Consider the following 15,279-nt stretch of genomic DNA (forward strand, 5'->3'; position numbering starts at 1 on the left):
AAGGAGGCAAAAATGAACTGGAAAAAAGTAACACGGGGAAACAGTGTTGAAGAATTTGTGGTTGAAAAGACAGGAAAGTCTATCGCACAAATTATTCACATGGTTCCCGAATATAGAATTTACCGCTTGAATGAAGTAAAAAATGCTTTATTCGAAGCAAAATTGAGAAATATGCCCGTGACACTTGTCTCTGATTTCGATGACGATGGAATTCAGTCAACGCTCATCATGACCTATATTTTTGCAGCAATAGGATTGAAATATCAGCTGATCATTCCCAAAAGATTTTCGGAAGGATATGGCTTATCCATGAAGATCATTGAGCGTGTGCCGAATGGAGGTTTGCTGGTTACGATCGATAACGGAATCAAAGCGATAGAACCGATCGCAGAAGCAAAGCGAAAAGGCATGAAGATCATTATCCTGGATCATCACGAAGCGGGAGCAGAATTACCGGCAGCAGATATCATTGTGGATCCGAAAGCCGTTGGTGAAGCAGATTATACGGAATACTGTGGAGCAGGCATTGCTTATAAGCTGGCAGAAGAAATTTTCGGGAAAGATCATCCGGTCATGAAGAAACTCAGCTGCTTTGCTGCAATAGGGACCATTGGCGATAGTGTGGAAATATCGGAAGATAACCGGAAGATCGTCATTGACGGTCTGGAAAACATGAAGCGTGGAAAAGGAAGCGAAGGTCTCAAAATACTTCTGGAAGCGCAGAAGTTTTCCGAAGGCAGCACTGCGACGGACGTAGCTTTCAATATTGTGCCTGTACTTAACGCTTGCGGACGGCTTAAAGACGATGGTGCGAAGATGGGAGTCGTCGCTCTCATCGACGGAGGACGGGAAAAGAGAGAAAAAGTTAATGAACTTCTCGAATTAAACGATCTTCGCAAAAAACTTGTGGAAGAAGTGGTGTCAAGAATTGACCTGTATGCGATGGCAACTTCAAAAGACAGATCTATTTTTGTGATAGATAATAAGATTCCTCTTGGAATCGTTGGTATTGTCGCAGGAAAGATATCGGAATATACCGGAAAGCCGGCCTTTGTGCTCGCGAAAGATGAGACGACGGGATTTTATAAGGGCAGCGCAAGAAGCAAGAGCGATGATTATAGCCTCGCTGGACTGATGGAAGCACATGCAGAGTTGTTTGTTGGATTCGGTGGACATCTAAAGGCTGCTGGGCTCACTATGAAGGAAGAAAATATCATGGTTTTCAAAAACGCGATTGAAAAGGAACTGCCGGACGTTATATTCGACGACTCAATTCCCTATGATATCGAAGTTTTGGAAGTGGATTTCCCCATGGTGGCAGCACAGATCCTTTCCCTGGAACCTTTTGGAGAGGGAAACCCTGCTCCGGTGATTCGTTTGCAGATGACTGTGGATAATTATTCTGTCATCGGTAAAAACAAAGATACATTGAAGTTCACCGGAGTCGGTTATGAAGCAATCATGTTTCATGCTAAGGAACAGATTTCTATGCTTTCGAAGCACGTATCCGTCATTGATCTGATCGGAAAAGTGGGGGCAAATGTTTTCAGAGATAAAAGAACTACGCAGATCAATATTACGGATTTTGTGGTTCTCAGATAGCTGAAACTTTTAACATACTTTTCTGTCATAATAATGACGTAGCAAAAATGATAATTGGAGAACTTAAGTTCTCAGAAAGAAAGAGGAAAAATAAATGAACAGTATTTACATTTCAAGCGCACGCATCACAAATGACCTGGAGACCAAATACAGCAATAATAGAACCCCTATTGTCAATTTCTCGGTAGCCGACAATCATCGCAATGGCGACAAGGAAGAGGCAATCTTCTGGAGATGCGCAGTATATGGCAAACAGGCAGAGTTCCTGGCCAAGTATGGCATGAAGGGTGGCCGCGTGAATGTGATCGGCGAAGTTCAGCCCAATAACTATACCAATAAGGACGGCCAGCAGGTGAATGCGATTCAGGTTCGTGTAACGAACATTGAAATCGTTGATTGGAAACCCGCAGAGCAGCAGACTCCTCAGCAGGGTGCTATGCCTCAGATGGGACAGCCCCAGATGCAGCAGCCTCAGGGCGGAATGCCTCAGATGGGAATGCAGAATCAGACCCCTCAGGGAATGCCTCAGATGAATCAGCAGCCTATGGGAATGCAGTCTATGGGACAGCCCCAGATGCAGCAGCCCACTGGACAGCAGGCACCTCAGGGAATGCCTAATTTGGGAGCCAATAACGGCTTCATAAACATTCCCGACAATCTGCCGTTCAACTAAGAGGTAGGCTGTTATTTAAAAAGCTTAAGAAAGAGGGATGATTTTTATCCCTCTTTTTTTACAAAAAATTAGGAGAGCATTATGAGTACTGCAGAGAACATAAATTTAAAACAGCAGATGGCTATTCAGTCTGCTAATGTATACAAAGGTAAAATTTGCTGTTACGCAAGCGTTACCAAAAAAGGATTCAGAGAAGGAGACCCTGCGCTTGCAATGTCGGAGACATCAAATGTGTGTATTAATATTTTTGATGCAGCATCAGCAAAGGGCGTGAAGTTTTATTTTGGCGGAACCCTTCCAAGTTTCATCTTTGAAAAGACAAAACTGTGTATGGCTCTGGGTTTGACTACTCAAAAGCAGGAAGGGACCGAAGAAAAAAAGTCCGCAGCCTATACGGTGAAAATTAAATTTGGTCCGTTCAAGGATCGGACACCGGCAGAAGTGTTGTTGGAGAGCCCCAATAACTACAATCCGCTTTGTGATACCTATAATAAGCTGATGGCTGCAAACGATCCCAAGTTCGCAAGGCAGAACAGCGTTGTCGCAAATGCTATTGCGGAAGCAGGAAATCTGTTTATGAACGGGCAGCTTGATAAAACTTCCGTAAATACCTATCAGAAAATTATCATTTGGGATGGTATGAGAACCCCGAATGTCAACAAGGTAAATCAGAAGGGACTTACGGAAGCAAGAACAGCCAAAATTACGTTCGATATGGATCCCGGCAATAAGGAACCCTATTGTATCGAGATCATGAACTGTATGGCTCCGCCTGTGCAGGGAGCGCAGATCGGCGCGAGATTGTCTCAGTGCGAGGATAAGATTACACTGATGATGAATTTCTCCGAGGAAGCCTGGTACGGTTTTTGGAAGGATACCATTGAAGCGAAAACTTCATTTGGCAGACTAATGGAGAACGAGCGGATCGACTATTCTGATAAGAATATGTGGAAGCCGCAGCAGAATCAGCAGTATGCACAGCCGAACAACGTTGTGCAGATGCAGCAGGGATACAGCCAATACGCTGCCCCTTATATGGGACAGGGATACAGATAAAAAGACTATGAAAAGATCGCTATTGTTAGCGGTCTTTTTTGTTGCAAAAAATTCTGTGCAGAAATTTGTCAGAATAATCATTATGCGTTATAATGGCATTAATAAATAAACGCACAATGGAGGGCGTAATGAGAACATTATTTAGAGCAAAAAGAAAAATTAAATGGATCATGGCAATGCTTGTGATCGGAATGTTGTCCGGCAAGGCAGAAGCAGCTGAATTGAATACTACAGAAGTTGTAGAAGCAGGAGATGAATCCGGATACGAATTCCCTGGTCTTTCTATCAGAATCGGAGAAATGAAAGATGGGCTGTTTGTGAGAAGCTTATTTGAAGAAAATAACATTATAATTGATGAACTTGATGGAGATGAAAGAACGGCCGCCTTCGGTTTAAGAGATCAAGTTCGTAAACTTAATAAATTAACTCCTGAAATGGAAGCTGCAGGATATATCATTGATAATACAGGATATGCATTATCTCCACAGGACTATGCAGAACTTTATACTGGAGATGCCGGCGAAAACGCAAAAACGCCCGCTCCCGTCGATGAAAATACGCGCTTTGGCTTCGTTACATTTGCAGCCGCTGTCGAAGATGTTATTCACGAGCCTTGCTTCGTAGGTATTAAAGACGAAAATGGCGGTTATCAGGAAATCGATCTTTATGAAGCAAATGGATTTACAACTTTACAGCAGCTTCCTGTAGGAACTTATACCATTACGGAAGGTGGCATCATCGCAGACTTTACCGGAAAATATCCTTTGAAATACAAGGAAAATACGTTTGAAATTACCGAAAACTGCTCCATTATCGTTCCGTTAGCTATCGGTGATGTAGATATCCCCGGACAGAAGATTGAAGAAACGCCGGAACCTACACAGACACCGGAAGCAACCTCAGAGCCTGTAGAAGAAGTGGTCGAGAAGAGCAATAGCGGAGTGATTGCATGGATTATATCCGCAGGTTGTCTAATTGTTTTGGGAATCATTGGGTACGTTATTTATAAGAAAAAAACTAAGTAGTTATTATACCGAGAGAGGGAATTGATATGAAAATTGATGATATAGCAAGGCTGGTTGGGCAAGAAATTGTAAGTGAATCCAAAAATGGATGTGTTGATGTGAAATATAAGCATAGTTGTTGCTCTACATACATGAGAAAAAATGAATATTATCTTCAACTAATTACCGGATGTGACAATTATGGAAAATGGTTTGACATGAAATATTTTACCTCAATCTGGCTATTCCTTGGATCAAAGGGATTGATTTTTTGGGCAACTCCACTGGTGGGTTTTATCACAAAATTTTATATTCAAGATAAAACGATTAAAGCCATTATTTGTGCAATCCTTGCTTTAATTTGGATATTTTTTGTATCAGAGCCTATATATGATCGCATTGGATCTGCGTTGAATAAAATTCAAATGCCGACAATTATGTATTTATCAATTCTGTTTTTTACACAAGCTGCCGTTATTATGAGCATGAAAGCCGGAGAGATCATAATCATTCGCCATATATGTCAAACAGTATGTAAATTTTCTATTGGATTATTTTTTGTCGGATTAGCCCAAGCTATTATTTGGACAATTGGTTCAATTGCTCTCGATATAATTAATAGTTTTTGGAGCAAAAAAGTAAGCGCTCCTTATACGCATAAGAAAAAATAGGTAATAAATATGAAGCTAAATAAACAATGTTTTATTGATCGATACGATGAAGATAATCTCATATATTACGAAAAAGACTCGGATGGTAATCCTGGCGATGTTGAATTTATTTACAATTGGGAGTACGATTTACAGAGAATTACCGGTTGTGGGTGCGGAGGCCATTTCCTGAATCCAATTTTCCTTGGATACAATTTGCATTTTAAGGGAATCGCTATCATGTATGTTTTAGCCATGTTTGTTACATGGATATTATATATGTATCGGATCATCGACGTTCCTTTTCATAAAACGATGCTTACTTTTTCTTTATGTTTGATTGTAGCATATCCGGTAAACTGGCTGGCCGTAATATTGCCTACGTGGACTTCCGTATGACTTTGGATGTATTACATCAAGTCGTGCATGGATAGTTATTTTCCGGTAGCAGAAAGATTTCCTCATTACGAAAATATTGCAAAATTCTTTGTATACGTAGGATTTGCATTGTTTTTTTGTAAATTGTATTGGAAAGTGGATCAGTAATTTTATCCGAAGCCGAGAGGAGAAGAAGGGGAAACATTATGCTTATTATAAATATTTGGATAAGATAAAGGCTGCAGAGAAAGGAAGCAAAGAACTTAAATCCTCCGATGAACAAGAAGAGCCATATAAACCATGGGAAGATAAGGATTTTTTCACAAGGATTGCGATTCAGGATGCTATTGAAAATGAACAAATTATGAAATGTTGCGAAGAAGAGGAAATATATGAAGATTGGATGGACAATCCAAAGAATTTTCCAGAAGATCAGACGTTATTTAATCTTAATGATAAAATTATGGCTCCAATCTATAATTATGTTGGTGCTGAACGTCCTGAAAAAGCAACAGAAAAACAGAAGAAGCGAGCGAATTTCATCAGAAGAACATGGGATGCAAGAGGCAAAACAGAATTTTATTTCAATAATATAAGAAATGAGGCCCACGAAAGATTAGTTCGTTACGCAAAAGAAGAAGGCTTTCAAAAATATGGCAACGATGTAGATAAAATCATAGATGAATTTAAGAGAAAGTTATTCATAGAATCGGTGCGCGATTCTACATTGCAGGAGCTGAAATATAAAAATCCAGATATTTCACAAAAAGAAATTGATGATTTTTTGAATAGTTATGAAAAAGTTATTAAAACGGCTAAGTTTGAAGAATTGTATTTGAAACATGGTAAACCTATTCACATGGAATTGTGAATCTCTACACACCATAAAGGAATGTGGCTTTACGACAAAATTTATAAAAAAGTCCCCAAGTTGGGGACTTTTATTATACGGTTTTCAGAAGAGAGTAGAACTCAAGATATTCGTACCACTGTCTTCTTTTTTGCTGATCGATATTCAATTTTAATTGATTGAGAGCAATGTTGAAAGGAACATTTGTCTCGATCTGCGCAATTTTTTGAAAGAATCTGGCATTTTTCTCAAAATCCGGATCCAGCAATTTAGCTACAGGCAGGCGTGTACCGGTCTGCGCTGCAAAATCCTCTTTCAGTTTTTTCAACTTATCCTTATCCGCAAGTGCGCCGCTATTGATCACTTCGATAATCTTATCTATGGAACCGAAATATTTCAAAAGAGCGATTGCCCCTTTTTCGCCGATTCCTGCAATGCCGGGATAATTATCCGAAGTATCTCCGCTGATTGCCTTCAGATCAACAACCTGACTGGAATTGATACCCATAAAATAAGGAACATATTTCATGTTTACTGGAAAGATCTTATCAGGAAGTCCGTACTGAGATAAAGAAATCTGTTGTTCTCCCTGCATCATGTCATCGAACAGTTCCTCTGCCTGATTCGGCTTTTTGCAGGAAAACCACAACTGGGTACTGGGAGAAACTAACTGTGTCATATCTTTATCACCACTTAAAATAACTACCGGAATCTGATTTTCGAACTTTTTAGCTAGAGATCCAATGCAGTCATCAGCCTCATATCCATTCATACAAATAACTGGATAACCAAGTTCTGTGAGCATTCTCGGAAAAATTTCGCGCTGGCTGATAAAGCTTTCGTCCGGCTTTTCTCTGTTGCCTTTATATTCCGGATACATCCGTTTTCTAAAGGTATCGGAACTGATATCCCAGGCGATAGCGACGTACTCAAAATGCTGTTCTTCAATGATTTTTTCAATTCTTTTCATTGTAGTGAATAGAGCATTTGTGATAATCCCTTCTTTATTACGTAGCATTTCATGATACCATAAGTGCCATTTGCTTCTGTCTTTTTCTCTTTTCATCTGTTCCGGAAGAGTGCCGTAATAGGATTCATTAAGCACCGAACTTCCATCAATAATTAACAATCTCTGAAACATTTTATTTGCCTCCTATTTTTCTCATTTTCATTAATATGAGAGAAAATTTATAGATAAAGATTCTTTCATATTAATAGAGAAACTTATTGACAAATGGAGGATTTGAAAATGAACAAAGAAGAAAATATTGTAAAAATGCAGCACCTCATTGAAAGGATGAAGGAGGCTGCAGACGCGTATTATAACGGACAGGAGATTATGTCTGATTTTGAATATGACACCCTGTTCGATGAATTGCAGAAATTGGAGAAAGAGACCGGAATCACATTACCCGAAAGCCCCACTTCTTTTAAAGTAGGGGCTGCCCCAGTTGATGGAGCGGTAAAGGTAACCCACAAATATCCGGCGCTGTCTTTAGCAAAGACCAAAAGCGTGGATGATCTGAAGAACTTTCTCGGGGAACGAAAAGGTTATTTGTCTTGGAAGCTCGACGGATTGACAATGGTTGCCACATACCTTGATGGAAAACTCAAAAGCCTTGTTACAAGAGGCAATGGACTTGTCGGTGAAGATATCACAAGAAACGCTCCGTATATTCGCGGTGTGGCTCTGGATATTCCCTACAAAGAAGAGGTTGTGATCAGAGGAGAGGCTTTATGCAGTTACCCGGCATTCGAAAAAATCAATGCAAGGATGGAAAACGAAGAGGATAAGTACAAGAATCCTCGTGGAGTTGCTTCCGGAAGTGTGAGATTACTGGATGCTAAAGAACTTAAGGAACGAGACATTCATTTTATTCCTTTTGAGCTGGTGTCTCCCAAAGTAAATTCCGTATTAGATGAAAGAGATCTGATAGCGGCCTGCGGAATGCAGTTTGTAGAAAGCCATTGTGTCGATGCAAATAACATCGATATACTGATTAAATTTTTTGCAGGATATGTGGAAAGAAAAGGCTATCCTTATCCTACTGACGGACTGGTCCTTACCTACGAAGATCTCGAGTATGGCCGGAGCCTGGGACTCACTGGACATCATCCCAGACATTCCATTGCTTTTAAATGGAAGGATGAAGAGTTTGAGACAACGCTCAGAGAGATTTTCTGGTCCGCTTCCAAAACAGGATTACTGAATCCGGTAGCCGTGTTTGATCCTGTGGAAATTGATGGTACAACTGTTAAGAGAGCTTCCGTTCATAATTTGAGTTATATTGAACATCTGAAGCTGGAGCCGGGAGACAAGATCACCGTATATAAGGCAAATATGATCATCCCTCAGATCGCAAGAAATCTGTCTGCAGAAAAGAAAATGCTTTATACGGCGAAGGCACCTGCAGTATGTCCTGTTTGCGGAGGAAAAACGAAAATCGTCATTAATAACAACACTGGGTCCAACGAAGCAATCAAAACCGTTTATTGCGAAAATGAGATGTGCCCTTCTAAGCAGATCGGCCAGTGGACACATTTTGTGAGCAGAGATGCACTTAACATCATGGGATTGGGCGAAAACCAGATCATTGATCTGATCGACGAAGGAATTCTCACTACATTTTCTGATCTGTTTACAAATATCGTCCCGAATAAGGATAAGATTGTAGATTTGGAAGGCTGGGGAGAAAAATCTTATAACCTGATCGTAGATGGTGTTGAAAAAGCAAGAAAAACGACTCTCGCAAATTTCATCAATGCGCTGAGTATTCCGTGGGTTGGTAAATCAACCGCAAAACTGATCGCTTCATATTATGACCAGGATCCGGAAAGATTTTTGTTTGACAGCGATTTCGGAGGATTAAAGGATATCGATGGAATCGGCGAGACAGTAATCGAATCACTGAGAGACTGGAAAAACGGTAATTTGCCGTTAATATGCAGTGGAAAGGATGTTGAATATCTCGCTTCATTCTTTGAATTCGAGAAATCCAAGACTGGAGACAGACTGAAAGGTATGACGTTTGTTATTACCGGATCTTTACAGCGTTACGAAAACCGGGATGCTATGGTCGCCGTCATTGAATCTCTCGGCGGAAAGGTTTCTGGATCAGTGTCATCCAAAACGACTGCGCTTATTAATAACGACGTCAACAGTACATCGGGAAAGAATAAGAAAGCAAAAGAATTGTCGATTCCTATTATTTCCGAGGAAGATTTTGTTCGGGAATATATAGGATGAATAGGGGTGGAGAATATGACAGTTGAGGAATTATTAAATAAATATGTTGGTGATACTAAAATATGTATTTGCGATATATTTTCTGATCCGATTTCCAAACCACTCGATGCGAAAGAATCAGTAATATTATATGGCCACTATAAAGTGGCTAAATGGGAAGTCGTTTATGATGTTGTTACCTACCGATTAAAAATAATTGTTGTGTAATAAAAGAAATTGAGAAAGCTGCCGTTTGGCGGCTTTTTCTTTTGGGGCAAGAAATCTTTCATATTAATTACGTGACAATAAAGATAATAAAGGAGAAAGATAAATGAACGATGATAATTTAGTTTTAGCAAGTAGTAATGTACAGCCCGCTATAATCACTTACAATTACGAGGTTGTGAAAAAATGTGTAGAGTTGAAGGCACAGCAGTATGCTGGAATCATCGTCACCGACGATAATCTGAAACAGGCAAAACAGGATCGCGCTAATCTTGCTTCTGCTAGAGTTGCTATTGACGAGTTCCGAAAAGCCAAAAAGAAGGAGATGTCCGTAAATATCGATCTGATGGAAAAACAATGTAAAGAGCTCATTTCCATTATTGAGGGCGTCGAGAAACCTCTTCAGGCAGGAATTGACGTTTACGACAACGAGAAACGCGAAAAGCGTAGACAGCAGGCGTTAAAATTTATCCAAACGACAGCTGACTCCCTGGGACTTCGTGCTGAATACGCATCCAGACTGGTTGTAAAAGATTTTTATCTCAATCTTACCGGAACGCAGAAGGAAGTGAAAGAGGATATTAATAAGGAAGGGTTGGCATTGAAAGCGGAGCAGGATAAGCACGACGCCGATATTCAGACAATTCGCACAGTAGTTGATAGCGTCAATAATTCACTTTCTACAAAACTGGATGTAGAGGAATTTATTAATGTTCTGAAATTCTATTCTGTTTCTGAGGTCGTTGACAACATCAATAAACGTGCCGAACAGTTAAAAGAAGCTGAAAAGAGAGCACGGGAGGAAGCTGAAAGAAAGGCGAAGGAAGAGGAAGCAAGGAGACAGAAAGAAGCGCAGAATGCTTTTATGAAAGTTGCAACGGTCGCCCAGGCCATGCAGGAAATGACTTTTGCTACACCGCAGCAGGTTGCATCAGACGTCTCCGTGGCTCAAACGATGCCCGGACAGATTCCACAAGTGCAGATTCCTGTACCCACTTTTGCAAATCAGGAGAAAGAGGAAGAGAAAAAAGAAGAGATGTGGTTATTATCCGTAAGTATTCGAGGAACCGGTGATCAGTTGAAAATGCTGAATAAGTTCCTGTTGGATAACAACATCGAATACCGTAGGATGAACTGCGTAAGAGAATAACGGGTTTATAGCCCGTTTTTCTTTTGCTCTCTGTTTTCTCTCATATTAATGGAAAGACAAGAGAAGTGGAGGAACACTTTTAATGGAAAAGGTTTTATTTCAGCCTATGAAGAACAAAATATATCGAATGAAAGAAAAGGAAGGGAGGATTGTTGTCGAATTCGGATATGTTGGGAGCAGGATGTATACAAAGTTTTTCCCGACAACATCCTGGAACGAATTATATCGGGAAAAAATTTCGAATGGTTATGTAGATCAGACGAGTCTGATATCAGAGGACGAAAATACAGAAAAGAACAAAATATCTGATGTTTCAGATATCAATTCGGTTCTCGAAAATCTCAGGGCGATATCGAGACAGATGGTAGATGACAATTACCGTGTTTTGGGGTTTCAGGTAACAGATGAAGCAATCGCAAAAGCAAAAGATTTAATCAAAAAACTTGAAAATACCGGTAGTTTGTTTGAATTCAATAATATTTTGTTCGAATTGTTTTCTTTGATACCTAGAAAAATGCGGAATGTAATTCAAAATACCGCAAAAGCAGAGGACGATTTTTTCTCTATCATCGAGAGAGAAAACGACCTGTTAAACAATCTGGCAATCAGTAAGGAAGGCAGGAATATTCAGCAGGTGCCGTTCATTTGTAAGGAATGCTCTCCTGAGGAAGTTGAGCATATTCGAAATATGCTTGATCCGGCCTCGAAGAGAAAGTTTTCGCGGGTTTGGAGAATCGATAATCCGAAAAATAATGAAAGATTCGACCGGTATGCCAAGGCGAATGGGATTACAAAAACCAGAGAACTGTTTCACGGCAGCCGTTCGGAAAACTGGTGGAGTATTTTGCTGACGAGACTTATGTTGTCGCCATCTAATGTGATCAAAAGCGGAGCTATGTTTGGCCGAGGTATTTATTTTGCCGATAAGGCAGATAAATCTTTGGGATATACATCGCTATACGGTTCCAGGCACGCCGGAGGACAGAGTAATAAAGCTTATCTGGCTATTTATGAAGTAGCAACCGGTAATGAATTCGATGTTGACACATGGGATAGTAGCATGGTTATGCTGGATAATTCGAGATTCAAGAAAGAACATCAAAGTTTCGATAGTTTACATGCTCATGCTGGTCAGGATCTCATTAATGATGAATATATTATCTATAACGAGGATGCTTGCAGAATTAAATATTTTCTTGAGTTTACGATTTGAGAAAAGCGCCGATGGCGCTTTTCTTTTGCTTATGTTTTTCTTTCATAATAATAATAGCAACTCAAAGGATAATTGGAGAAGACAGGAGGAAAAAATAAATGTGTGTATTATTAAAAGATGACGAAATTAAAACAATTAACAGCAGAGAAGAGCTTCAGGAGTATTTAGATTTCAGAAAGACACATGATAAGTGGTTTATCAGCCCTATTAATCTGATGCAGGTATTCACCAAAAGTTCGAGCGAACTGATCAACACTTTTAAAAAGAGAACCGGGTCTATTATTTCCGATATTGCGATTCAGGATTGTGCAGAGAATGGGACTAATATGTTTCTGAAGTTCCATACAGAGATCAATGGACAGGATAAGAAGGGAGTCGTGCCTCTTCGCTATACCGCCATTAGATCTTTATTGGATAGGGCAAAAATCGGAGGATTTTCTCTTTATAATGAAGAGGAGGATGCCGGTATCGAAGTGCTCCCTTTGCAGGAAAAGGCAAATATTATCAATAAATGTCTTTCCTTGTATACCCAGAGAGCAAAAGTGCTGTACAGAGATGAAAAGATCTCTGCAATCATGTCTGGACAGTATGCCGTTCTCGCAGAAAAAGATATTGTCGAGGCGGTGGAGGGATGTCTCAAGAATAATTTCCCGAAGGCTGAATTTTTGACAGGATCTGTTTCGCATGAGTTTTTCCGCATGGAATACGCTTTAAATGCCGACGAAATCGAAGAGGATATCTTAATGACCCTCAATGATAACGGCATTGCAGTTGATAGAGTAAAGGCAATGCTCGGTATTTTTACTTCCGATATTGGTTCTGCAGCAGCCACCGTGTATTCCTATCTGGATCTGGACGGACAGAAGATGTACTATGGAAAGCCCTTTGCCATCAAACACATCGGTCAGCGTACCGGAGATGATATTGCGAAGTCTGTTAATAAACTTTACTCTTTGTTCCAGAATAACCCGGAAGACTTCAAGGCAATGTCTGAAACGGTGATCGAAAATCCTGCCGGATGTCTCAGAAGCATTGCAAAGGAATTCGAACTGCCGAAGAAGTATTCCATGGCAGCAGCAACGGCTCTGGAAGCTACAGGAAAGGCTACATGTACTGCTTACGAAATCTTCTGGTATCTGAATGATATCGTAAGAAGATTCGATGAAGAGAAAAAGGATATGTACCGTTCCTTAAAACTTCAGGAAACAGTGGCAGAGACCGTGAAAATCAACTTCAAAAGATTTGACAAGCCATTCGAATGGGTGAGAGGAGAATTCTCCGAAGAAGCAGCTTGATAAAAAGATCCGCTATCGTATGATAGCGGATCTTCTTTTACTCAATTTTAAAAAGTGGTTGGAGCTTTCTTTGTACACAGAAAACTGTGAGTCGCCGGATTTTCAACGAATTCTAATACAAATTCATCTTCTGTGATATCATAGGTCTCCTTGATGTAATTAATTGCCCCTATTGTGGTACTTTCACCAGAATTGTCATCAAAGACAAATCTTAGAGGCTGCGGCTCCAGAGCTTTCGGGTAAATAATGATGTTCCCGCAAACCCGGTAGATGGTAAAACTATCCATTTTGTCAAAACCGAGCAGTGAAAAAGTGGTTCCCTTTACGGACATAAGTCTTTTCATAGTGCACTCTCCTTTGATGGTTAGGTTTAAAAGAAGCAGTTACGGGTTACTCCAACCTTTTTCCTATATTTATCATAACATATTCACTTACGAAATAAAATAGCGAATATTTTGAAAGCAAAATTCTGACATAATAATGAAAAAGATAAACCAGGAGGAAAATAGAATGAATATTTTAGACACAAAAATCTATAAAGATGGCAACAGAACTATTGTCGTCTTTAATAATACGACTCCGAAGACGGAGGAAATGATCCGTAATATTTTAGGGGCAGCGATGGGCGCAGATTTTCAGGCAGAACGCATCAATAATGTTGTTCCTATGAAGACAACGCCGGAGCCGATGCCGCAGATTCCGCAGGAGACAATGAGCTCCGCAGTGCCTATTCAGCATATTGAAATTCCAGATATCGACGAAAACAAATTGTTTGAACAAAAGGGATTTGCTGGATATGTTGAAGTGTATGAATATTACATAAGCAATTCGAATATCTTGGCAGTGGAAAGAAAAGCCGAACTCCTCAATTTCATCAACATGCATGCCATGATGATGAAACAGACTGATCCAAATGCAATCGAGGAAGGACAGCTGAAGAATATAGTTTCTCTGGGACTGGATTCTATATTTTCCAAAAAACTTCCGCAGATCTTAAAAGAGACAACCTGTCTCACAAAAGAAGATTTGCTGGCAGGAGGCAGGCAGTTTTTGAACTACGCGTACAATATATGCGTAGGAAGAGCAGCGTAAAATAAAACAGACCGCAATGCGGTCTGTTTTTCTTTATTATTGATTTTCTTTTTCAATGCGGTTGTATAGGTAAATAAACTTATAGTAGTTGTATAAAAATTCATTACGCTGCGAAGCACTCAAAGTCTGGTGTACATAGTCGATCGGAGTTTCAAACAATTCAAACGCTGTTGTGAGATAGTAATTCCGGATGTCCGAACGTCCCTTTGTGGTGAGAAAGTGTCTGTATACTTCCTCAATATTTGAGAAAACCAGTTTCTCCCGTAATACATAAGATAAACAAACTTTGGCTCTATTTACTCCTTTTTCATCGTGAAAGAACTTTTTAGGATAACTGCAACCTTTTGTGGTAATGACACGCTTGTACGTATCCAACGCAAGATTTGAGTCATTATAATAAATCCTATCTGGATACAAAAGATGAGCCAAATATTTTGGATCCAATTTTCCTCCAAATTCATCCGGAATTTGAAGATATTTAATTAATGGATGTATTTTCATAATTTTAAGGATATTCATGTTTACCGAATTTGCAATGTCATCCGGATTCCATTCCAGAAATTTTTCAAATACATATTTCATAATAAAAACAGCATTTTCCTTTGCCGTTTCCTCATTTCCTTTAAAGAAACTGCTGGAAAATGTTTTCTTTTGTCCCGTCACGATTTTTTCATATTCCGCATACAATTCTTTTTTCATGTATTTTCCCTCTTTTAGAAAAGAAATAAAATATATGTTCCTTTATTATTATGAAAGAATTTGTCTTTTTACCAAAATTCTGCACAGAAATTCATGACCAGCGTTTTCGTTAGTTGTCTTTCATAATAATAGTGAAGGTAAATCTGACCCAACGCAATCATCGTTT

At 39.6% G+C, this 15,279-nt stretch carries 15 protein-coding genes; 12 read left to right on the top strand and 3 right to left on the bottom strand.

Translation table 11 applies throughout. From position 1 onward, the window contains the following. The first annotated feature begins 12 nt into the window (after positions 1 to 12). The 6 genes from DWZ61_RS08180 to DWZ61_RS08210 all read left to right on the top strand — a co-directional run bounded on the left by DWZ61_RS08180 (position 13) and on the right by DWZ61_RS08210 (position 6,234). On the top strand, positions 13 to 1,602 hold the full coding sequence (locus DWZ61_RS08180) for a DHH family phosphoesterase (RefSeq protein WP_118538022.1): 1,590 nt from the start codon (positions 13 to 15) through the stop codon (positions 1,600 to 1,602). Between the two features lie 94 nt (positions 1,603 to 1,696). Further along, positions 1,697 to 2,275 (top strand): single-stranded DNA-binding protein, encoded by a 579-nt coding sequence (gene ssb, locus DWZ61_RS08185; RefSeq protein WP_118538023.1) that lies wholly within the window; start codon positions 1,697 to 1,699, stop codon positions 2,273 to 2,275. Between the two features lie 81 nt (positions 2,276 to 2,356). Next, positions 2,357 to 3,331: a hypothetical protein gene (locus tag DWZ61_RS08190; RefSeq protein WP_118538024.1), complete on the top strand. Its 975-nt coding sequence runs from the start codon at positions 2,357 to 2,359 to the stop codon at positions 3,329 to 3,331. A 128-nt stretch (positions 3,332 to 3,459) separates the two neighbouring features. Beyond that, complete coding sequence (locus tag DWZ61_RS08195; RefSeq protein ID WP_118538025.1) at positions 3,460 to 4,356, top strand: hypothetical protein; 897 nt, start codon at positions 3,460 to 3,462, stop codon at positions 4,354 to 4,356. A gap of 26 nt (positions 4,357 to 4,382) precedes the next feature. Continuing rightward, positions 4,383 to 5,006 carry a hypothetical protein gene (locus DWZ61_RS08200; RefSeq protein WP_118538026.1) on the top strand — a complete coding sequence of 208 codons (624 nt, stop codon included), beginning with the start codon at positions 4,383 to 4,385 and terminating at the stop codon, positions 5,004 to 5,006. A gap of 580 nt (positions 5,007 to 5,586) precedes the next feature. After that, on the top strand, positions 5,587 to 6,234 hold the full coding sequence (locus DWZ61_RS08210; protein WP_118538028.1) for a hypothetical protein: 648 nt from the start codon (positions 5,587 to 5,589) through the stop codon (positions 6,232 to 6,234). Positions 6,235 to 6,307: 73 nt separating this feature from the next. Here DWZ61_RS08210 and DWZ61_RS08215 read toward each other — a convergent pair whose 3' ends face one another. Then, positions 6,308 to 7,354, bottom strand: a complete 1,047-nt coding sequence (locus tag DWZ61_RS08215; protein ID WP_118538029.1) for a 5'-3' exonuclease H3TH domain-containing protein — start codon at positions 7,352 to 7,354, stop codon at positions 6,308 to 6,310. Positions 7,355 to 7,462: 108 nt separating this feature from the next. On the opposite strand from DWZ61_RS08215, the gene ligA reads away from it, so the two are divergent. The 5 genes from ligA (at position 7,463) to DWZ61_RS08240 (ending at position 13,322) form a co-directional block, all read left to right on the top strand. After that, the gene (ligA, locus tag DWZ61_RS08220; protein WP_182427034.1) at positions 7,463 to 9,460 is read left to right on the top strand and encodes an NAD-dependent DNA ligase LigA; all 1,998 of its coding nucleotides are present in this window, start codon (positions 7,463 to 7,465) and stop codon (positions 9,458 to 9,460) included. Between the two features lie 15 nt (positions 9,461 to 9,475). Beyond that, positions 9,476 to 9,667 carry a hypothetical protein gene (locus DWZ61_RS08225; RefSeq protein WP_118538031.1) on the top strand — a complete coding sequence of 64 codons (192 nt, stop codon included), beginning with the start codon at positions 9,476 to 9,478 and terminating at the stop codon, positions 9,665 to 9,667. Positions 9,668 to 9,770: 103 nt separating this feature from the next. Beyond that, positions 9,771 to 10,814 (top strand): DUF1351 domain-containing protein, encoded by a 1,044-nt coding sequence (locus DWZ61_RS08230; protein WP_118538032.1) that lies wholly within the window; start codon positions 9,771 to 9,773, stop codon positions 10,812 to 10,814. Positions 10,815 to 10,896: 82 nt separating this feature from the next. Then, complete coding sequence (locus tag DWZ61_RS08235; RefSeq protein ID WP_118538033.1) at positions 10,897 to 12,027, top strand: hypothetical protein; 1,131 nt, start codon at positions 10,897 to 10,899, stop codon at positions 12,025 to 12,027. A gap of 98 nt (positions 12,028 to 12,125) precedes the next feature. Then, positions 12,126 to 13,322, top strand: coding sequence for a hypothetical protein (locus DWZ61_RS08240; protein ID WP_118538034.1), 1,197 nt, complete (start codon positions 12,126 to 12,128; stop codon positions 13,320 to 13,322). A gap of 47 nt (positions 13,323 to 13,369) precedes the next feature. Here DWZ61_RS08240 and DWZ61_RS08245 read toward each other — a convergent pair whose 3' ends face one another. Beyond that, positions 13,370 to 13,666 carry a hypothetical protein gene (locus tag DWZ61_RS08245; protein ID WP_118538035.1) on the bottom strand — a complete coding sequence of 99 codons (297 nt, stop codon included), beginning with the start codon at positions 13,664 to 13,666 and terminating at the stop codon, positions 13,370 to 13,372. Positions 13,667 to 13,832: 166 nt separating this feature from the next. Between DWZ61_RS08245 and DWZ61_RS08250 the strand changes: the two genes are divergently transcribed. After that, positions 13,833 to 14,414: a hypothetical protein gene (locus DWZ61_RS08250; protein ID WP_118538036.1), complete on the top strand. Its 582-nt coding sequence runs from the start codon at positions 13,833 to 13,835 to the stop codon at positions 14,412 to 14,414. 36 nt (positions 14,415 to 14,450) lie between these two features. On the opposite strand, the gene DWZ61_RS08255 is transcribed toward DWZ61_RS08250, so the two are convergent. Continuing rightward, the gene (locus DWZ61_RS08255) at positions 14,451 to 15,113 is read right to left on the bottom strand and encodes a hypothetical protein (protein WP_118538037.1); all 663 of its coding nucleotides are present in this window, start codon (positions 15,111 to 15,113) and stop codon (positions 14,451 to 14,453) included. Positions 15,114 to 15,279: the final 166 nt, after the last annotated feature.

The organism is Clostridium sp. AF34-10BH, from assembly GCF_003478095.1.
Lineage (GTDB): Bacteria > Bacillota > Clostridia > Lachnospirales > Lachnospiraceae > Acetatifactor > Acetatifactor acetigignens.